This window comes from Pradoshia eiseniae (assembly GCF_002946355.1).
Classification (GTDB): Bacteria; Bacillota; Bacilli; order Bacillales; family Pradoshiaceae; genus Pradoshia; species Pradoshia eiseniae.
Map to the genome: position 1 here is coordinate 1 of NZ_PKOZ01000011.1, position 21,685 is coordinate 21,685.

General features: G+C 37.0%; 12 protein-coding genes and 5 tRNA genes. 16 read left to right on the forward strand and 1 reads right to left on the reverse strand.

The window, feature by feature from the left end:
* The 15 genes from CYL18_RS14735 (at position 1) to CYL18_RS14810 (ending at position 19,217) form a co-directional block, all read left to right on the forward strand.
* Positions 1 to 76: transfer RNA gene (locus tag CYL18_RS14735), tRNA-His, on the forward strand.
* Positions 77 to 81: 5 nt separating this feature from the next.
* A tRNA-Gly gene (locus CYL18_RS14740) sits at positions 82 to 155 on the forward strand.
* Between the two features lie 14 nt (positions 156 to 169).
* Positions 170 to 243: transfer RNA gene (locus CYL18_RS14745), tRNA-Ile, on the forward strand.
* Between the two features lie 9 nt (positions 244 to 252).
* Positions 253 to 327 (forward strand) — tRNA-Asn (locus tag CYL18_RS14750).
* Positions 328 to 330: 3 nt separating this feature from the next.
* Positions 331 to 402 (forward strand) — tRNA-Glu (locus CYL18_RS14755).
* A 169-nt stretch (positions 403 to 571) separates the two neighbouring features.
* The gene (locus tag CYL18_RS14760) at positions 572 to 1,096 is read left to right on the forward strand and encodes a hypothetical protein (RefSeq protein ID WP_104850296.1); all 525 of its coding nucleotides are present in this window, start codon (positions 572 to 574) and stop codon (positions 1,094 to 1,096) included.
* Between the two features lie 293 nt (positions 1,097 to 1,389).
* Positions 1,390 to 5,685, forward strand: coding sequence for an AAA domain-containing protein (locus tag CYL18_RS19760; protein WP_104850297.1), 4,296 nt, complete (start codon positions 1,390 to 1,392; stop codon positions 5,683 to 5,685).
* Positions 5,686 to 6,029: 344 nt separating this feature from the next.
* A complete protein-coding gene (locus CYL18_RS14770; protein ID WP_104850298.1) occupies positions 6,030 to 6,656 on the forward strand; it encodes a hypothetical protein in 627 nt (208 codons plus the stop codon).
* Positions 6,657 to 6,686: 30 nt separating this feature from the next.
* Positions 6,687 to 7,262 (forward strand): hypothetical protein, encoded by a 576-nt coding sequence (locus tag CYL18_RS14775; RefSeq protein WP_104850299.1) that lies wholly within the window; start codon positions 6,687 to 6,689, stop codon positions 7,260 to 7,262.
* Between the two features lie 558 nt (positions 7,263 to 7,820).
* Positions 7,821 to 10,970 (forward strand): UvrD-helicase domain-containing protein, encoded by a 3,150-nt coding sequence (locus CYL18_RS14780; RefSeq protein ID WP_104850300.1) that lies wholly within the window; start codon positions 7,821 to 7,823, stop codon positions 10,968 to 10,970.
* On the forward strand, positions 10,918 to 13,620 hold the full coding sequence (locus CYL18_RS14785) for a hypothetical protein (RefSeq protein WP_146102851.1): 2,703 nt from the start codon (positions 10,918 to 10,920) through the stop codon (positions 13,618 to 13,620). Before CYL18_RS14780 ends, CYL18_RS14785 begins: the two co-directional genes overlap by 53 nt.
* A 199-nt stretch (positions 13,621 to 13,819) precedes the next feature.
* Positions 13,820 to 15,232: a 3'-5' exonuclease gene (locus CYL18_RS14795; RefSeq protein WP_104850303.1), complete on the forward strand. Its 1,413-nt coding sequence runs from the start codon at positions 13,820 to 13,822 to the stop codon at positions 15,230 to 15,232.
* Positions 15,233 to 15,878: 646 nt separating this feature from the next.
* Positions 15,879 to 18,131, forward strand: a complete 2,253-nt coding sequence (locus tag CYL18_RS14800) for a Sau3AI family type II restriction endonuclease (protein WP_104850304.1) — start codon at positions 15,879 to 15,881, stop codon at positions 18,129 to 18,131.
* A 367-nt stretch (positions 18,132 to 18,498) separates the two neighbouring features.
* On the forward strand, positions 18,499 to 18,702 hold the full coding sequence (locus tag CYL18_RS19765; RefSeq protein ID WP_104850305.1) for a DUF7695 domain-containing protein: 204 nt from the start codon (positions 18,499 to 18,501) through the stop codon (positions 18,700 to 18,702).
* Between the two features lie 329 nt (positions 18,703 to 19,031).
* Positions 19,032 to 19,217: a hypothetical protein gene (locus CYL18_RS14810; protein ID WP_104850306.1), complete on the forward strand. Its 186-nt coding sequence runs from the start codon at positions 19,032 to 19,034 to the stop codon at positions 19,215 to 19,217.
* 156 nt (positions 19,218 to 19,373) lie between these two features.
* On the opposite strand, the gene CYL18_RS14815 is transcribed toward CYL18_RS14810, so the two are convergent.
* Positions 19,374 to 19,856, reverse strand: a complete 483-nt coding sequence (locus CYL18_RS14815; protein WP_104850307.1) for a hypothetical protein — start codon at positions 19,854 to 19,856, stop codon at positions 19,374 to 19,376.
* A gap of 496 nt (positions 19,857 to 20,352) precedes the next feature.
* On the opposite strand from CYL18_RS14815, the gene CYL18_RS19540 reads away from it, so the two are divergent.
* Positions 20,353 to 21,621, forward strand: a complete 1,269-nt coding sequence (locus tag CYL18_RS19540; protein WP_104850308.1) for an ADP-ribosylglycohydrolase family protein — start codon at positions 20,353 to 20,355, stop codon at positions 21,619 to 21,621.
* Positions 21,622 to 21,685: the final 64 nt, after the last annotated feature.

Genomic DNA, 21,685 nt, shown 5'->3' on the forward strand with positions numbered 1-21,685 from the left:
GCGGCTGTGGCGAAGTGGTTAACGCATCGGATTGTGGTTCCGACATTCGTGGGTTCGATTCCCATCAGCCGCCCCATAGATGCGGGTGTAGTTTAGTGGTAAAACCTCAGCCTTCCAAGCTGATGATGAGGGTTCGATTCCCTTCACCCGCTCCAAAAAGAATCATAATGGGCCTATAGCTCAGCTGGTTAGAGCGCACGCCTGATAAGCGTGAGGTCGATGGTTCGAGTCCATTTAGGCCCATATCATTATTCCGCAGTAGCTCAGTGGTAGAGCATTCGGCTGTTAACCGAACGGTCGTAGGTTCGAATCCTACCTGCGGAGCCATTTGGCCCCTTGGTCAAGCGGTTAAGACACCGCCCTTTCACGGCGGTAACACGGGTTCGAATCCCGTAGGGGTCATAAAGCCATGTACGATTTGTACATGGTTTTTTTATTTTCAAGCAACTTTCTAGTAGGTGCTGACCTTTAAGTTAGGCTCTTATAAATTGGTGCTAAATGTAGATTGAAGTAAAAAAATCAGTGTGAAAACTATTTATCCGGTAAAATAGGATGAGTAGAGGTGGTATTGATGAATGTCAAACCCTATATAGATTATAGTAAAGAAAATTATTGGGTAAGCTTAGATGATTCATACGGTAAGGAAGTATATAAAAGGCAATATAAGATAAATAGTGGATTTATCTATGGCGGGATTTCATTCATCATAGATGGCGAGAATCGTACAAGCATTCTTTCAACAGATGATTTGCATAGTACATGGCTGGATCTCGTTCGCTATTACCTCAATGACACGTTTAACTATAAAGAGAAATGGATTATTTTTATTGGCCATACAGACAATCAACTAATCAATCATGAGGATAAAGACCATCCACAAGTACAATTAAAATACTGTGAAAGTCATACAGAATGGATTCCGGTATCCGTTATGAAACAAGCCATTTTAGATGGGTTTCTTACCTTTATGCCAATCATTGAACATGATGTGATTGAAGATCTTTATGATGAAGACGGGAATCCCTTTGAATTTCCAACTGAACTAAAAGAGTTGCTTAGTACATATGATTCATTCGTAAAGCAGAATGGAAGCTAAAGCGTTAAAGAGTCTAACTATAGAACCCTTTGATGCATCATGCAGGACTACGCTTTAAGCGAGATATACTCATAGGGAATAACATTTCATGTTCAAAGGATATAAGATTGTAGACATCACTTTTACTGTCCATCTTGAAACAGTGCACAGCTTTAAAGAGTGCACTGTTTTTATTATTCCCTCCATTCATTGCATTATGAATAAGTGTACTTACCCTACTATATTTTACATTTATTCCTCTCTATGACATTGTGATATATTTACTATATGAAAATATAAAGAGGTGCTTTTGATTGAGTGACAAAGCAAAGCAGTTGTTTGAATATTTATTAGCTGTGAATAACCTGCGTTTTAAGGTTATCCGTGAATATAAAGAGTATGAAAAAACGTGGATTAAGTCGGCCCTTGAAGAATATGGGGAAGGCGTGTTTTTAATGGGGGAGGGAGAAGAGGAGGAAGCTATTCTAGAAATACATCGGCAAACCATTAGCGAGGAAGATAGCACGCCTCCGGATCCTGATGAATCTATAAGGGAGTGGATTACCTACTCGTATGATAACGAGAAGCATTCTCCGAAAATGCCTGATCCAAAGGTGATGACAGAAGGAGAGACAGAGGTAGAAGTCAAATTCGATGAGGAGTCAAATCGGGTTAAACTTTTTAACGAGTGGAAAGCGGCCTGGAGTGATTGGGCGGCTAATATGACGAGGATGAAAAGCGTTCAGGCTCTGTATGAACGTTTCTTTAAGCTGCATCAGGAATTCCAGGTGGAGGGTGAAGGACTGGAGCTGCTCTTAGGGCAGACCATCTTTACATGGAAACATGAAGTGGGAACCATTTCTCATCCCTTGTTCACGACAAAGCTGGATATTGAGCTTGATGCCGATAAGGGTATCGTCATTGTGAAGCCAACGAATCAGGGCTATAAGCTTGAATTGAACATCCTGAGCGGAATTCCGCTTCCGAATAATGATGAGATTCAATCGATTAGTCAAACCGCGCACTATAGAGATGTGTTCGAGGAGGATGTTCGTGATTTATCGAATCAATTTATGAACATCATCGATGCGAGCGGCCGTGTGGCGATGGAGGATGAACCAATCAATCCTTCTAAAGATCCTGTTGGACATGTGGATGAATATGTCCTGATTCTTCGGAAAAAGGATAATCAAGTCCTCAAAAATGATTTAGAGCAAATCATCGAATTGATGCAGCAGGAGGATTTTCAGGATCCAGCCACGATTGCCTCCATTGTCGGGGATGAAGTGAATTTTGATAAGGTAGAGAATAGCCTGAAATGGGATAAGGTAGCGACGGATTTATATTTCCCCTTACCAGCCAATGAAGAGCAGAAGGAAATCGCGCGCCGCCTGGCAACGAATTACGGTCTGACGGTTCAAGGACCTCCTGGAACAGGGAAAACCCACACGATTGCGAATATCGTCTCTCACCTACTGGCCCATGGGAAGAAGATTCTCATTACGAGCCAAAAGGAAAATCCGCTGAAAGTGTTGAAGGAGAAAATCCCGGCGGAAATCCGTGATTTATGTGTGCCGGTTCTCGGCGGAGGGAGAGATTCTCTTAGAGAAATCGAGAACTCCATCCGGACCATCTCCGAGCAGCTCGGGAATCTTTCGACGGAAAAGCTGGAGACGGAAATCGCACGCGACAAGGAAGAGCTGGATAAGAGCCGACGAAAGGAAGCCAGGCTCAAACACCAGCTGCTTGAATACAGCAAAAGCGAGAAGCTAGGCATCGAGTATAAAGGAAATCCGGTCACGAAAGCAGATGTCGCACAAATGCTGACGGAGGAATGTGTTGATTATCAGTGGATTCAAGATAAGGTTGCCATAGATACAGGATTCCCTTTATGCGAACAGGAATTCAATCAGTTATGGGAACTGAGAGGTACACTAGATGAAAAGGATCTCTGCTTGAAGGATTCCGTTCTCCCGGAATCACAGCTGCTAAAAAGCTCAGAGGAAATGCAAAGCTGGCTGGCGACAGGAAAAGAGCTGCAAGAAAAGCATGATCAAGCGATCACGTTTACTGATAAAGTTCAATTTCCTCATGACCTGGCCTATGCCGAGCAGGTAAAGCAGGAGCTTGCGGAGATTTTGACCTATGAAAATGGTTTTGAGGAAGGTTCCTCCTCACAGAAAATCCTCGATGATTATCTGGCTGGAGGCTCACGCAAAGAAAGATGGACGTCCTTCTTCTGTGACATGAAGGCATTGAATGAGGAAATGACGACCATGAATCGGGCAATCATTCAACACAAAATTACTCTTCCGAATAAGTCGGATTATGAGTTAGAGTCCGATATTCTAATTTTTGGCGAACGCTTGCGGGAGAATAAGAAACCGAATTTCATTTTTACGATGACGAAGGGGAAAAACGCTAAATATCTTTGGGAGACGCCTATTCTTAATGGCCAGCCCGTTCGAACAGTTGAAGAGATAGACATCCTGCAGCAGCATCTGCTCTTAAAGAAGAAAAAAGACGAGGCTGTCCGCACATGGAATGCGAATATCGATGAAATTGGCGGCACCCATATCGACCTCGAAGATAAGCGTCTCTTTAGTGCCATCGATCAAGAAATTTCGATCTATGAAAAGACCATGAAGCTAGGTCAATTAATCGAAGGCTTTAAAGAAACAGCTAATCGTCTATCCCTGAACCAGCCGAATTGGCTGGGCTATGCCTATTATGTGGAGCTGCAAACAGCCGTTGAGCATGTCTATGATGTCATCAACTATCAAGAGTGGGAAACAGGCTATCATGCCTACATCGGGCAGCTGAACGAGCTTTCAAAGGAGCAACATGTTCACCCGATTGTGGATTCATTTATCACCATTTTAGAAGATAAGGATGCCTCAAGATGGCATGAGAAGCTGGATGAACTAGAGGCTTTAAGGGAGAAGAAAGAAGAGGTTATTCAATTCTTAAATCTTCATGACAAATTCCAAACGCTTGCACATAAGACGGCGGAATGGATCATGAGCACGTTATCGAAGGATATGCCAAGACCTGAAGAGGTGCACAAGGCATGGGAGCTTAAAGCCCTGTATGATTGGATGACCATCAATGAGGAATTTGAGGCCGAGCGCATCGAGAATAATATCAAGGCGGAACAGGACTATCAGAAGAAATTGATTACCAGCATCGTGTCCAATTCGACCTGGTTGAATCAAATCAACCGGATCACCGATGAACAAAAGCGCGCCCTTGTTGCGTGGAAAAACTTCATCAAGCGCTATGGGAAAGGAACCGGGAACAATAAGCGGTTCTTGGCTGATGCCCGTAAGGAAATGGAAACGGCGCAATCCGCCATCCCGGTCTGGATCATGCCGGTCAATCAGGTCCTGGAAAACTTCCCAATTAGCAATGAGAAGTTTGATGTCATTATTTTTGACGAGAGCAGTCAATGTGACATCATGTCTGTCCCTGTGCTTCTGCGCGGGGAAAAGGTGGTCGTTGTCGGGGATGACGAGCAAATCAGCCCTTATGGAATAGGAACGAAGGATGCAGAGATTGAAGAGTTGATTAATCGTTATTTAGACGGCGTTCCGAACAAACGCTTGTTTGATCATAAAATTTCTCTGTATGAAATCGCGGATCAAATCTTCCCTAAGAACGGCCGCTTGATGCTGAAGGAGCATTTCCGCTGCGTGCCGGAGATCATTCAATTCTCGAATGATCTAAGCTACGGAGGCCAAATGATTCCGTTAAGACTTCCCTTTGATAATGAAAAAATCGAGCCGCCAGTGATGGCGATAAGAGTAGAGGACGGATACCCCTCAGAAGGAACGAATATGGTCAATGAACCGGAAGCGGACAGAATCGTCGAAGATATCGAAAGCATGCTCGCTGACCCGAAATATGATGGTCAAACGATTGGGGTCATTGCCCTGCAAGGGAATAAGCAGGCCGCGCTCATCGAGAATAAAATCCGGGCAACCATTCCGGAAAGTGAATTCGTAAACAGAAAAATCATCTGCGGAAATGCCTATAGCCTCCAAGGTGACGAGCGGGATATTATCTTCCTGTCCATGGTAATCGCCGGTAATCGACGCTTCATGGCCATGACCAAGAAAGACCAGCAGCAAACCTTCAACGTCGCCGCAAGCCGTGCGCGAAATCAAATGAGGCTCTATCACTCAGTCGAATTAGATGAGCTGAAGAAGGATTGCTACCGCTACAAATTATTGAGCTACTGCAAGAACCCGACAAGAGTGAACGACACACTAGAGAATCTAGAGGACAAATGTGATTCTCCATTTGAGGTCGAAGTGCTTCGTATGATTGTGGCCAGAGGCTATAAAGTCCAGCCACAGGTCAAAGTAGGCCAATACCGCATTGACCTCGTCATTGAAGGACTGAGAGACCGACTTGCGGTGGAATGTGATGGCGAGAGATGGCATGGACCTGAGAAATGGGAAGAGGACATGCAGCGCCAATACAATCTAGAGCGGGTCGGCTGGAAATTCTGGCGAGTTCGAGGCAGAGAGTTCTATTATGATAAGAAAAAGGCGATGGAGAGTTTGTGGAGAAGGCTAGATGAATTGGGGATTGAGGCTGATTCTTAGGATACTATGATTTTCTTTTAAGTGGACCAAATGATTTAGACGGCCTGAGTTCTTTATCTTAGAGAGCGCAGGCCGTTTTTCTTTTAGATATTATTATGGCACTGGGAGGTTTCTTCCGAATATTACTATAACAAACCTTTATATAGGACCGATTAGTGAGAAGAACTTAAGGAGCTTAGATTAACGATAGAATAAAATAATGTTAACAGTCTCCAATGGTTGTTAGTGTATGGAAGTTACTGAAATTACATATACAAAAAAATAATATTCTGTTATTTTGGTAGTGTGTTTTTATAATTCTGCGTTATTTATTTTGAATTAATCTTAGAAGGAGTGATTATGTTATGCCTTATAGTTTAGTTGTTAATACGATGACACAAAATTATGCGAACATTGTTGGAACGGTTAAAGATTATTCCCTAGTATATCAACCCCCATGTGATGTTGCTAACCTTATTTTAGAATATCCAACTTATAAGGCTATTGGTGACTATAGGCTTACCCTAAACGGAAAAAGTTTGTCACATGGGGATATTATTGATGTTATTGAGCATGATATCTTGTCACTCCCAATTAATAGAAGATTAGATAGAGCTATAGAGTTAAGTGATTTATTATTGAATATATTAAATAATGGTTTGGCTGCAAGGGCCAATCTTGATTTTAATATCATTATAGATAAAGAGAATTATACTGGAGATCAATTTGTAGAAATAATCTATTGGTTAATAGGACAAGAGGAGATAAACTACCCGAGTCATAGGGGGAAAATGGGGGTGAGATTGCCGATTACTAGGTATCATGAAGCTATTATTTCTGTCATCTATGGATTCTTTAATATTCAAGTTGTAAAACAAAGAGCTAATATAAGAAATCGAAGACCACCCTTATGTTTAGCAGGTGGTATTATCACTCTGCAACAACGTAATCAAATAGATGTCAATTTATTAAATAATATAAATAAAATATAGTCTAACATTAAAAGAGGGAGAAGTAGTACTATGACAGTAAATTATCAATATTATCCTAAGAATAATAGGTTGCCGGATTTCTTAGAGTGTGTTGTTGAAGTTTTTTCGGAAATGACAATTACAATTGCATCTACGAATAAAAGATATAAGAGCAATGATATATTAGAAGAATGTAAAGAAGGATTATTACAATTAGGTTATAAAGTAGAAGGAAATCATAATGTCGATGGAAAGTATATCGAAGTACCAGTTTTATTTGGAAGAAATAATGTATTAGAAAAATCTTTTCGTGCCGATGCATACAATGAAGAGCTAAGATCTGTTATTGAAGTTGAAGCTGGTAGAGGAGTATTGAATAACCAATTTTTAAAAGATTTATTTCAAGCCTGTATGATGCAAGACGTAGAGTATTTGACTATAGCAGTACTAAATGAGTATAGAACAACAAATAGGCTTAATTATAATTTTGAAGAAGTGTGCAAGTTTTTTGATGCACTATATTCAAGTGACAGATTAAAGTTACCTCTTAAAGGAATATTAATAGTTGGGTATGATACACCTATCGTCGAAGTAATAGAGGAACTACCAGGAAAAATAACTGAGTAATTCGATCCTAGTAATTAAGGGGTAGATTGAATTTACCCCGTTCACCTAAATGTGGGGCATAAACTCTCTTTGAAACGCAAGAGACTTGGTAATGCTAGTAAAAACTACTTGTTAACTTGCCACAACAAATTTTTAAAGATTTCCTGACATTGAGGTAACCACAAAAAATTAAGAATTATGAATAGACAGGTAGTTGGTTGGTGTGAAGATGGTATTTAACCGGACTCATCCAACCGATTTTTGCTTTAATGCGCTTGTATGGTAATAGTTGATGTATGTCTCAATTTGTCGTACATTTCCGACTCCTTGTGTTGATAGTGATATCCTTCATCGAAGTGTCAGTGGGCTAGGCTTTATTAGATAATAAGGCTTTTTGACCCTCTTTTGTATTTCAAATTAAGCGAACTTTTCTGATTTGTAGAAAAGGGATAATTATATCACAGGATATAGGTTAATAGTATGATGTCCGATTGGAATAAATTCATATATACGATAAAATAGTAGTATTCAATAACTAGTTAAAATATAGTGGGTAGGCTTGTATTTAAGGAGGTTGTTATGAGCGATTTTTATAATAATTTTGACATGAAGCAAGTTTTATCAAAACTCAAATCTTCAACTTACATAGAAAAACAATTAACAGCTTTTTATAAAGAAGAAGTGTTTCAGCGTGCAGAATATAAAAGCTTTAAAAAAAGAAGGCCGCTTTTAATAAAGGAGCTATATTTACTAATTTTGAAACTTGGTGATTTACCGACGTTGCAGCAGTTTCAAGATTATTATCTGTCAAAGCATTGCATAAAAAACAATAATTACTTTTGTGAAATGACGGCTTTGATGAAAGGTTATCGTTCATTAGTTAGAGATTTGCATTTTTATTTTTTATTAAAAGAAAGCGGATTATTTGATGAAGTGAAAGTTAGCTATTTATTTGACTTAAAAGGTAAAACGGACATTTTGCTTAGTAAGGGTCAAAAAAGGCTAGGGCTACAGCTATTCAGTGGTGGTAAACATATGAAGGCAATGAAGCAAGAAAAGTATAGAAAAAATGTTGGTCAAAATAATTTTGAGTTGATTTATTTTGGTACCAACTATAAGGGAAATCGAAAGTTTTTAACCACCGCATCTGGCGCAACGTTTATTTTATATAGTGAAGATGATGTGAAGATAGTATATGATTTGTTAGAAAATAGCAAATCGATTGAAAATTTAATTGATGATGAGGAATGCGAACAATTTGATGATTTTGTAGAGAGTGTTCCTCTAAGGAAGAAGTCATCGCCAGAAAGTCCTATAAAAGCCAAGCATTCTATTTTAGAAATCGGTAAGAAAACTGTAGAAGAGGTAGACTCTCTAGTAGATGAATGGCTTAAGCGTGGCATTACTTATTACTACTATGAACATAATTTGCCAAAGAATATTGTTATTGTGGATGGTAAAAACTTTGAACGGTATGAGCATTTATTTAATGATAAGACGCAAACAAACTTTAATGTAGAGCAATATAGAATAGAACATGCTATGACGGATATAGATATTTCAGTTATGGCAGGGGCTGGATCTGGAAAAACGTATACTCTAGTATCACGAGCACTTTATTTATTAAATATGGGGATTGTGGAACACGTCTATGAAATTGCAATGATTACATTTACAAATGAAGCGGCGAATAACATTTTAGAAAGCTTAAGGAAGCGTTTCTTACATATGTTTAAAATAACAAGTGAAAGCCGCTATTTGCAATACTTGGACGAACTAAGAGAGATGAAAATAATGACCATTCCAGCATTTGCGAAATTTGTATTGGTTGAATATGGCCATCAAATTGGCCTTGGGCAGGATTTTAAAATTTCACAGCTAATTGCTAAAAAGAATGAGTTCATTGATATGGAAGTTCATAACACATTTACTGAGAAAAACATAAGAGATGAAGATTTTAAAGGAATTGAGTTTTATCAAATTACAGAGTTTATAAAGGAATTCTCCAAAAAAGTCGAGCAAAAAGGTGTTTTTGCTGAAGACCTAATAAGCAATGTAACTAAAAACCCCTTTGAGCAATTAGTTGTTCATACGTTGGTACAAGTAGAGAAACAATTAACAAGTTACAAACAAGAGCGGGATGTTCTAGGGCTATCGGATTTAACAAGATATTTACGTCTACTAATTGAACGCAATGTTTCGATGGAGAGTTTAGGGGAAAAATTTAAATATTTATTTGTCGATGAGTTTCAGGATACGGATATTTTACAAATCGAATTTATTGCCAACCTGGCAGTTAAAGCTGGGATTTATTTGTTAGTTGTTGGAGATATTAAACAAGGAATCTATCGATTCCGTGGAGCAAATGTCACTGCATTTGACCTATTAAAAAAATATTTAGCTGGGTCCAACAGAAGTGTTCAGGTTGCACAATTAATTAAAAACTATCGTACTGCAGCTGATGTCTTAAATAACCTTGAGGATATTTTTGATATCTGGAAGAAAAACGGTCACCTTTCTGAAAGTGGAAGGCTTATTCCAACAAAGGCTAAAAGTTCGGCTGCTAAAAGTTATATTGAGTGCCATAAAGAAGTCAACGCAGATGCTATTGTTAGATTATTTAATGAAATGAGCAAACGTCCTCGTAAAGATCCGAAAGAGGTGCGTGTACTAGCTATTTTAGTACGTACGAATGCAAAAGTAAGTAGCATATACGAGCTTTTAAATGAGACATGTGAACAGCAAAATATTTCGTTACAAATTGTTAAGGACGGAACATTATTTAAGTCATCTGCAGCAAAAGATATGTTAGCTTTATTGTATTCTTGGTTATATCCTGATGATAAAATTGCACTTTTTGAGTTAGCGCAGACAGCGTTTTGTAAGCCTTTTACTTTACCACCGATAGAAATGACGCAATATTATGAAATGGAAAACATCCAATTTGAATTACCATCTACATGGTATGAGGCTAGCAAGCAGTTCAAGCTAGCACCAGGTCTAGTTGTATTAAATGAATTTATACAAAATACGCCGTATGCCGAACATCTATTTTTGCAAACAGGGAGTAAAGAGACGGTAAGGCAATATACTTTAAATATAGAAAAAATTTTAACGTTAATGGCAAACACAGTGCAAAATAACCAGGTTGATTTGTATTCACTTTATAATTGGTTAAGAATTGAGGTCACTACAAATGCGCGTGAGGATGAGGCAGATTTAAATGATGCAGATTTTGGAAAGGACTACATTAAAGTAATGACAGTCCATAAATCGAAGGGATTAGAATTTGATACTGTTATATTACCTTATGTAAAAGATCGATTTGTCTATAAATCACCTAGAAATTGTGAAATTATTGTCAAGGCTGAGGCTGATAACAATGAGATTGATGCTAAAAATGACAAAAAGATTGATTCAAATAAACTTGATACAAGTAGTATTCAATACAGCTGGTATTATAAGCCTTCGGATAAATTCACCAATATTGCGGAGCATTTTGAAGAAATGCGACAAAATGAGATTCCACAGCTAGTACAAGAAGAAACCCGAAATTTATATGTAGCTTTAACAAGGGCGAAAGAGTGTCTTGCCATTTTTGATATGAAAGGCTTTGTAAAAAATTGTTATGAGCAAAACCCATCATCATGGTTTCATTTAATTAAAGGAGGGCGAAATGATGTGGTCACAGAGTGTTTTGACTTATGCGACTGTCGATCAACTATTTGAACCACAATCACTATTTCATGATTATAGTGATGTTCTTCATATAACAGCAACATCAACATTGCGAAGTGGAATTACGATGTATATGGCTGAAGATAATCGACTAATCACAGCACCTATATTAACATTTGCCCAAATATTAAGTATGGTTGGCTGTGACATTTCAAAGAGTAATTCATATGATACTTGGCCATGGTATAGCAGTAAAACGCAATTAAAGCAATATACTCTCATTTCTCAAGTATTACGTGAAATTAATGAAGAAAACACACATGAAAATCCTAAAATTTATAATGCGGTTACGAAAAATAAGGATGTTTTATTAAGGACTTTAAGAATGTTTATAGAAGCTGGTGAAACATCAAAGACCGTTAAACAAAAGCTAGGACAATCAGTTGTATACGAGGAACGCTTGGCTTTAAAAGTATGGGAAAAGCTTGAGCAAGATGATACATATAAAGCATTTGAAAATTGGGGGCGGCAATTACAGGCATCAAACACTAAAAATATCGAAAATATGTTTATAAAAATTTTTTGTGATTTATTATATCAGGATAGTGAGCGGCAAAGCGCAAATATATTACCGATAGCTGGGGACATGGAAGAAGGACAACTTTTTACGGTTGCAAGCAAGCTTGCTAGAAAATATATAAGCAATAAAAGAATTGTGCTTCATGGCTTTTACTTCATTACACCTATTCAGCAGCGAATTATTGATGCTTTACAGGCTGCGGGCTTTGAAATTATTCATTTGATTAATTATCAGCATGAATATAAGAAGGTATTTGAAGTAGTTGATGTGTTTCTAGAAAAGGAACAAAATAAATTTATGCCTGTTAGTAAAAGAAGACCATTCTTAAATAAGATTGCACAAAAGTTCCTATATATTTGTGAAGGGAATTTTGAATTAGATTTAACGGATATGCCGGATAAATATTTAGAATTTAATCATATGTACCAATTTAAACAGTATATCCAGAACGAAATGCGATCAGAAAAAGAAGTGCATGATTTTATCATTTCACCTCGTGCTCGAGAGGTACGTTCTCAAGTTGAGGATATGGGTACATTGAGGCAACTTACGTTAAAAGATTACCCAATCGGTCAATTTTTACTAGATTTACACTCTTTGAGTATAACGACATTTAATGAAGAGACGGAACAATTTATAGATCGAGAGGAACTTAGTGTTGACATACTGATGCGTATTTTTTCACTCGGATATATTCATGTTCAAGATATTTCATCGCGATATTTAGTGAGGGACCTATCAAAGTTGCGTGAGCGACTAGTTGGGAAGGTAAGCTTCGCGGAGTGGAAACAAGAAATTATGAGTATCATGAAGGAAAAACAACTTTTAGAAGAAGCACTAACACCAGATAATGTTAAAGTAACCGATGACAATGAAGTATATATTTATAAAAATCGTATTCTATCATACTATGACATTACTTTCGAAAATTTAGAGCGAATTTATGAAGTATTAAAAGCAATTGAGAAGCTTTATGAGGACATTTTTTCTTCTGAAAGTACGATTCAGGTTAAAGATTATGTAATCCGTTTAGTGGAGCATCTAAACGAGGAGATTATTCCAAAAATCGAAATTGAAGAGGAAATTAATGTTGCACAGGAATTACTACGTGTATTCGAAGATATGGGTAATAGTGATTTTGATAATTTCGATCGGCAAGATTTAATTCAAGGGCTGAGGTTTTTCTTAAGTGAGGAACTGGCTAACAATGATAACTCGTTATTTGGCGAAAGTTTAATAGATAGTAAAATCGTTTCATTGCAGGATGGTGATATTCTACCATTTATCGAGAACCAGTCTGTTCATTTAGCGTTTTTAGACAACAAAGCATTACCGCTATCGCAAAATTTGGTAACTTGGCCTTTTAACAGTAATTCAATGGATATCCTCTATAAAAAAGCACCTGAACACCAAGGACAATATATTCATTTCATTCAAAGACGAAAAATATACGATGCGGCGATTACAAAATATTTATTATATGTAATCATGTTGAATGCTTCGTCTATTAAGTTTTCCATTGTTACCAATTTAGGGTCAGAGCACGGTCTGAAAAGGTCCTTTTATTTAGATTTGTTAGATCTTACGGAGGCATCTGAGAAAGCAAAAGAAAATGCAGACGTTCACGCGTTGAGTGGGATTGACTATGAAGAAGTTGAAATAGAGGTTAACAAGCCAAAGGTAACACCTTTAGTCGAATTCACAAGAAAATATTGTAAAAAACGTATGGTGTTAAGCTATATGTTACAAAAGACACCTAGTTTCGAAACGAATTATCATCACCGGTATATATATGAGAAATTAATCTCTCAATTAAATTATTTTACAAATAATAAACAAGGCAATTTATCAAAAGAAGATATTAGGGCTCTTGTATCTAGCATGTATCCACACTGGAGTGATACCAAGAAACGAATTTTAGCAGAACGTGGAGAAGGTTGGAATTATCAAACAGGGGAACTCCTCATTAATGGAATAAGATTTGCGGATAACTTAAAACAACTTCATTTATTTGGTAAAGAAGTAACTGAGTCGAATCAATTTGCAAATGCAGGTTCCCATTGTAAATATTGTCCGTTTCAAGATCGTTGTCATGAAAGTGAGTTTAGCAGAGATGAATAGAGAATTATTAGCTAAGTTGAAAATGCTGACAAATTTAATTATTGTAGTTGACACTGATTCATCGATAAAGAAAAATGAGCATCAGACACCAATTAATATATCTATTCGACGTGGTGGGAATCCAAGGAAATCCCGTGCAGAGAAAGCGGAAAACTTAAGAAATCAGTTGAATAATTTGTTTGATTAGAAGGGTGAAATCATGGTAAAAGTAACTTTAACCCCAGTACAGATGGACGCGGTAGACTCAAAAGGTGAGCATATTTTAGTGAAGGGTGTCCCTGGTAGTGGTAAAACGACTGTACTGATGATGAAGCTTCAAAATATTATTGAAAAAGATACCGATAGTAAAATTTTGTTTATTACATACAATAAGACATTACAAAGCTATATAAAAGAATATTTGCAAGAAGAATTAGTTGGAAGGGGTATTAGATATGATTCTACAAATATTCAAATATCAACGTATCATAGCTGGGCAAGAGGTATTTTATCGAAACTTGGTTATGATAAGCCACCTGAACAAAAGGCTATTTTTGATGCATTTTATAAAGGGTTAACCGGTACCCATCGTTTTTATAATAATGAAAAATACAAAAAGTTTTTAATCGAGGAATTCAATTGGATTAAAAATAAAGGAATTCAATCATTTAAAGAATATAAGGAAATTAAACGTACGGGTCGTGGTACAGCACTTCAAGCAGCCGATCGTCAAAAGGTGTATGAGATACTAGAGAAGTGGGATGCTTGCTTGAAACGTAAGAATAGATATAGTTGGTCAGACTATGCGAATGTATTAAATCGTCATATAAAAGAAGCAAATGAAAAGTTCCATTATGATTATATCTTCATTGATGAAGCCCAGGATCTCGCTGAGATTCAATTAATTACACTACGAAAATCTGCACATAAAGGGTTAGTCGTTGCAGCTGATTTAGGACAGAAAATTTATAAAACAGATTTCACTTGGAAGAGCGTCGGCATTAACGTGTTAGGTGGACGTACGAAAGTATTAAATGGTGCTTTCAGGAGTACGAAAGAAATTATGGATTTAGCAAATTCATTGTTACAACATGATTCCACTCTTTCGGAAGAAGATCTTTACCAAGAATACGATGCCGAAAAATCTGGAATGCTCCCTTCAGTTTTAGAAGCAAAATCATTTAAATTTGAAAATAACTTAGTAGCGGAAATAATTAAAGAAATTCAGCATCAATCAAAGTTAGATGGCTGGGATCCGATAATTGGTGTTTTAGTATTTGAACACTATAAGCTTGATAATTGGCGTAAGAGCTTGTACATAAATAAGCTGCCATCAGAAATTATTCATGAAGACAAGGGAAGTGTTTTAACACCTGGTATTAAAGTATTGACAATGCATGGTGCTAAAGGGTTGGAATTTGATTACGTTATTATTACTGGGTTAAGTGAAAAATTCCCCTATACTAAAAATCTGCTAGATGATGAAATGAAGCAAAATATTGATATTTATCGTCGATTATTGTACGTGTCGATGACGAGAGCGAAAGAAAACGTTTATCTAACATATAAAGGTAAACCTTCAATTTATATAGGTGAGCTTGACAAGAATTTATATGAGTTTTACGTAGTATAAATATGGAAGATATGAAGCAAAGAATGTTCTGCCTTATGCCGATCCTATATCTCCACGATACTTACAGTTTGGTGAGTATGGGTGGTTAAGGAATTAGAGATTAAATTTTATTGCGAAAGTTAAAATAACATAATTATTTAGCCTGTGCAGATTTTAGTGCTCAGGCCTTTGTAGTGTTTCTCTTGAGGTTTGAGTTTAAGAATGTTGATACGGATACAATTGGTTTATTGGAATTTTTTGATTATAGAGTCGAATGATATGATTTTGTGAAATTTAATCATTCCAGTAACTTGAAATATACCAATGTTTTGTGAGTTGGTGCGCATTTATTAATGGGAATATTAAAAAAGAAGTTTCAGCTTTAATAGTCTATACCTAAAGGAGCAAAATGAATATTAGATATACATTAAAGAACAAATTTTAGACAGCTAATGAATACCTCAAACACAGAGTGAATGCACCATTTGGTTATGAATCGCAATCTCATTTTTAAAAGATGAGGTAAAAGCCTTAGCGGTGATAGAGGATAATAGGGGCGAAAAAAACATTGTTAATAATCATGCTTATATGAATTTAATTTTAATCTTCTAAAATATGATAACTTATAAAAAGTGGATTTTTGATTAGAATTAGGAGGTTGGATCAAATGGTAAAATTCATCGATTTGATGGCAGGTATAGGAGGAATGCGTCTAGCTTTTGAACAGGCCGGAGCAGATTGTGTTTTCTCAAGTGAGATTGATGAGAAAAATCAAAAAACCTATGAATTGAATTTTGGTGAACGTCCTTATGGTGATATCTGTGATATCAATGAATATGATATTCCTGATCACGACATATTGATTACAGGCCTTCCTGCTCAGGCGCATAGTTCAATCAAAAACGGAAAGATGATTGTAAAATATGGTACGTTATTATATGAAATAACTCGTATTCTTCAGGCAAAGCAACCCCGTGCATTATTGGTTGAAACAACCGGCTCACTCTCTCATTCACATGATAAGCACATCAATGAAATGATAAATGTATTTAAAGGTTTGGGATATCGTACTTTTCATCAACTAATAAATGCCAAAGGATTGGTGCCCCAAGAAAGAAACCGAGTATATATTGTTGGTTTAAAAGACGCGTATAACTTTGAATTTCCGCATATTCCTGAACAGGGGCCAGCTCTTAAAACTATCCTGGAAGATTATGTTGATGAGAAGTATACCCTATCTGATAAGCAGTGGCTCCATATTCAGCAAAGACATCGACATCCCAAGCTACATGCTAGGTTGGCAGATTTAAATTCTATTACTAGGCCCTTACTTTCCGATTATATCCAAAACCCCAATATACTGATAATGTCCCAAAATGGGAGAAATCCAAGGAGATTGACACCAAGGGAATGTGCTCGTTTACAAGGTTTTCCTGATGAATTTGTCATTCCAGTATCAGATGTTGTAGCATATCGTCAATTTGGAGCGAGTTCAACCGTGCCAGTTGTTAGATTGATTGCAAATGAAATACTCCGTGCATTAAAGAAAGATGAACGACTGGAATCTTGTGTCAAATTTACTTCAGAAGAACAATTGTTAAATTACACTAAAGATATTATTGGAAAAAGTTTTAAAGAAATAGACAAGCAAAATATACTTCAAGGAAATAGCAAGGATAAGGGGAGGTTGGGTAAAGTTGTTGAAACCGGGTTCTATGGTTATCAACTTAATAATCGCTGTGAAGCTGATTTCAATGAGTTGGGGATTGAATTAAAGGTATCCGGCTTTAATAAACTTCGAGATGGATCTTGGTCTGCGAAGGAGCGAATCTCCTTAAGCATGATTAACTACAAGAAGATAATACATGAAGAATTTGAATTTAGTAGGCTTATTTCCAAGAACAGAAAACTACTAATTATTTGGTATGAATATGTAAAAGATGCCCCGTATGAAGATTTTATTATCCGTGATTTTCAGTTGTATGATATGTCTATAGATGAACCAATTATACGAAACGATTTTTATTCAATAAAACAGATGGTTGTAGATGGCCTTGCCCACGAATTATCTGAGGGTCAGTCCGTAATTTTAGGAGCAGCTACCAAAGGTCAAAAAGGACAAACCGCGGTACAACCTAACTCTCCTGTTCCTGCTCCAACAAGAGCGTTTTCTCTAAAAAATTCTTTTTTTCGTGGTGTTTTAAGAGATCATGTGCAAGGGATACAGAGAGAAAAAAGGTCAATTGATTTTGTAACACCGGAAGGGTTTGTTTGGGATAAATTAAAGCCTTATAAAGGCATGAGTCAAATGAATATTCTAAATCAATTTATTAAAAGAGACAAAGCTAAAGGAATACCTAAAAATGTGAGTAAGATGGTGTCGGATAGGGTCGTTGGTAAGGATAGTGAACTTTCTATAAAACATGAAGTATTTAGTAAATCAAATTTCCTTATAAAAAACATCCCGATTAGGGAGGATAATACACCTCTTGAGAAAGCTACTTTTAGTACCTTGCAGATTTCAGATTTCACATCTCCATGGGAGGATTCTGAGTGGAAAAGATTTTTTGAAGAAGTAACTTTTATTTATATTGCATATATCGGGCTAAAGGATGGTCAGGAATTAAAGAATGGCGACAGAATATTAGATAGAATATTTAAAGTAACGTTTTCTGCTGATGAAGTAGAGGATTTCGGCAAAACATACAACATGATAAAAAAGGCCATTGATGAAAAAAATATCGAGTTTCTTCCTACAGCGTCTTCTGATATAAATGGTGAATATAAGCTTGTTATTGCCCCTAAAGGAAATGCTGGTGGTGTATATGAACGATTTCTTGAAGATAAGCGGGAAACGTGTTTTATGTTGAATAAAGATTTTCTCTATAAGAAATTTAATGAGGCTGTGACTTTGTACTAAATCCACGAGATGAATATGATTTTTCTAAGAAATAAGTTTAAAGAGATGCTTTAAACTTATTTCTTAGGCTAATTACTAAAGCTTCCTCTCATAAACCCCCAGCATCTGCAAGTAAAATCACTCCCAGCGTAGCCGCTTTAAAAACTCCTCGGTAAAATTTAAATGCTGTTTCATGTTATCATGATTCACTAGTATCCACATCTCATCCCGCTGGATGACACAATGGCTATTAACTTTATGCATCAGATATGGAATCACGAGGCGGCATGGTGCAAGGGTTATAAAAAAGTGATTAAGCAAGTTATTACCTTCGCCATCTTTCTCACATATATAATGGAAGTATCCTATAAAAGCGAGGTCATATAAAATGAACTCTATCATCAAGAATGCTGCTAAATGTAAAACGTGCGGAGAAGTAATTGAGTCCACGTACCGACATGATTTTAAAACCTGTTCCTGCGGAAAAGTTTCAGTGGATGGCGGGAAAGATTACATTAGACGAGGTTTCCCTAAGCAACCTCCCGAGGATTGGTTTGAAGAGCTTTCTATATTTGAAGACAAACAAGAATAAAACTCAACGGATATGAACATGTGCTGAATTGAATTACACCATAATAGATATGCTCCCCATAGGGCAGACAGATTATATTTTTAATCTGTTTGCCCTATGGGGAGTTTTTTAATATAGCTTTTAATAGAGGTAAACTAGAGTGCTAAAGTCTGTGTCATGGTCGGTTTTACTTGGGTCTTTCGCTTTCTATTCTAATCATGGTTTTCTATCCTTACAGTTACTGTAATCCTTCCAATATATTGCTAGGTAGATCTTGTTCATAAGGGGGAATACTATAAAGAGAAGGGGTTATTAAGCTTTTAAAACAAACATAGAAGGAGGTGAGCAACGTGGCTGTTAGAGAGTTGTTGAAGCACAAATTTGTTGGAGTGACTAAAGACGACGTTTGCAGCCAGATAAATGAGTACATCGAACAATTAGAGGGGATGCATCAAGGGGTTAAGATTCACGAAGTCACTTTTTCAAAAAACACAGAGAAAATAGAAGCCGTACTAGAATATTACTTAGCCGATTAAAACTGGGGGAGTCAGCCCCCGGTTTTTGTTTATAAACTGCTACAGAGGAGTGTAGCGCATTAACGATGATAGATAGGTTACTTAGTCATCATTGTTTATTGAGTATGCGTTTATTAAGATTAAAAGGTTGCTTGGAAGCAACCTTTTTTGTGTTCTTTATACGAGATGAAGGTGAGGTTTAGTAGAACGATATATTTTACCATTGACTAACTGTTCGCGGGTCACGCATTCATAGATCAGTCTTGCGACAGCTAACGGGATGAGTGTCAATGTGATTATCAGGCAATGATTTATAAGGGATTGGAAGGGTACAATAGGGTAAGCAATATAAACATAGGATACGACCAGTATGGAGAGGGACATATTAATTCTGGTCGTTAAATCATCCATTCTGTAAGTGAATAAACGATATATGAAGAAAGCGACAAGACCAATTAGGCTATATGCGATAAAAATCCATGCATATTCATCCCATTGCAGATGGGAGGTGAAATAGGGGCCAATCCCCATTTGAATAAGAGCGTTTCCTTCTTCAAAAAGATTCGTATACAGGATGCAATAGGTGATATATGCATATATAATGATTTGAATGTCCGCCATTAAACCAATTAATAACGAGCCAACTATGTTTTTCACCATTATGAACGCCTCCTATGCCTTAAATAGTTGTTTACTATACTAATACCTCGTTTGCTTCGGTTTGAAATATGTTTTTTGAGAAACTCCGTACGAAAGCATATTCCATCAGGAAATATCAATCCTGAAAATAAGTTCCCATCCAGGAATGTGTCTTTTCATGGATCTGTTAGTAAAGGAGTCAATTGCACAATCAGCTATTTTTATCATCGAAGTATCCTAGTTACAATGAACTAACATATCCGAAACCAAAAACTTTGTAATGATGTGTACGCAAAAAGTTAAAGATGAGAATCTAAGGAACACGTATCACATTTGATTGTAGAGATCTTTTTATGATGGTATTCATTAATATTGTAGCTATTTTTTAATTCCTTTACTAGAAATTATGTAAGGGGATTTAATTATATTAATATATTAATAGAAGGTAACTGCTTGATGTAAGTTTTCCGTGAAAATATGCATACTAATACGAATATGAGAAAAAGAGGGATAACGGATGATTGGAGCCATTATAGGTGATATTGTTGGATCACGTTTTGAATTTAATAATCATAAAAGCAAGGAATTTGAACTCTTTCATGAGGATTGTCGGGTGACAGATGACAGTATTATGACGCTTGCCATTGCAAAAGCCCTTATGGAGACGGAGAAAGTTATTCAGTCTTCTACCGCAATGGAGGATGATTCTGAATATGACTCACTCCTTAACCGAATGTCGGTTACATGTATGCAGAGATTAGGGCGCATGTATCCGAATTGTGGTTTTGGCGGGAAGTTTTCGCAATGGATTTTCAAAGATAGTCCTGAACCTTATAACAGTTTTGGGAACGGAGCGGCGATGCGGATAAGTCCTGTGGGCTTATTCGCAAGAACGGAGAGGGAGGTAAGACGATTATCCGGGATTATCACCGAGACAACGCATAATCATGATGAGGGGATGAAAGGTTCCGAAGCTGCAGCGATGGCTATTTTTATGGCAAAACATGGATACACCAAAAGTGAAATCCGACATTCGATTAACAGAGATTATTATCAATTGGATTTTACGATGGATGAGATCAGAGGCACCTATACCTTTGATGTGACATGTCAAGGCACTGTCCCGCAGGCGATTGTAGCTTTCCTAGAATCAGCCTCGTTTGAAGATGCCATTCGGACGGCCATTTCCATTGGTGGTGACAGTGATACGCTGGCAGCCATTACTGGGGCTATTGCGGAAGCCTATTATGGGGTTCCAGATATTTTGAGAGAGAAGGCCTTAACCTATTTAGATCATGAGCTCCGTACTATTTACGATGAATGGTGCAAGTTTAATAAAAGTGAAAGCTCTCCTGGTAAGTTTCACGTACTAACAAAATATATAGGAAAAATAAGCGAGGCCGATTCCTTCGGAGAATGGGTGATTGATAACGAAAACGATGGCACAGCGGAAAATCCGATTCATATGCCATTTGTCCATTATAAAGAGCTTGTCGATTCATTTGTCAAAGAGTTTTATCAATTCTCCTCAAGCCATCGAGAGTATGAATTGACCGATTATCTATCCATTCTAGAGAGGAAGGGTCTTACATTGGCTAGTGCTAGTATGCATGACGTGGATTCTCTGGATGCTCAATGTATTCTAGCGCTAATGATGGGGGCCATTCGTGCGGATCGATTCAGTGAGGGCACGCTGCTGAGTTTGTTTAAGGATGGTTCAGTTGAGAAGTGGTTAAAGAGGCTGAAATCGATTGATGATGAAAATAGTGAAATGGAAATTGAGTGATAGTGCCTGTCACCACCCGAAAAATCTCGTTTCACAGGATGTTCCGCATGGGATTGCGTATACA

Coding starts and splice junctions, on each gene's coding strand:
- CYL18_RS14760 (WP_104850296.1), top strand. CDS start 572: ATGAATGTCAAACCCTATATAGATTATAGTAAAGAAAATTATTGGGTA.
- CYL18_RS14770 (WP_104850298.1), top strand. CDS start 6,030: ATGCCTTATAGTTTAGTTGTTAATACGATGACACAAAATTATGCGAAC.
- CYL18_RS14775 (WP_104850299.1), top strand. CDS start 6,687: ATGACAGTAAATTATCAATATTATCCTAAGAATAATAGGTTGCCGGAT.
- CYL18_RS14780 (WP_104850300.1), top strand. CDS start 7,821: ATGAGCGATTTTTATAATAATTTTGACATGAAGCAAGTTTTATCAAAA.
- CYL18_RS14785 (WP_146102851.1), top strand. CDS start 10,918: ATGATGTGGTCACAGAGTGTTTTGACTTATGCGACTGTCGATCAACTA.
- CYL18_RS14795 (WP_104850303.1), top strand. CDS start 13,820: ATGGTAAAAGTAACTTTAACCCCAGTACAGATGGACGCGGTAGACTCA.
- CYL18_RS14800 (WP_104850304.1), top strand. CDS start 15,879: ATGGTAAAATTCATCGATTTGATGGCAGGTATAGGAGGAATGCGTCTA.
- CYL18_RS19765 (WP_104850305.1), top strand. CDS start 18,499: ATGAACTCTATCATCAAGAATGCTGCTAAATGTAAAACGTGCGGAGAA.
- CYL18_RS14815 (WP_104850307.1), bottom strand. CDS start 19,856: ATGGTGAAAAACATAGTTGGCTCGTTATTAATTGGTTTAATGGCGGAC.
- CYL18_RS19540 (WP_104850308.1), top strand. CDS start 20,353: ATGATTGGAGCCATTATAGGTGATATTGTTGGATCACGTTTTGAATTT.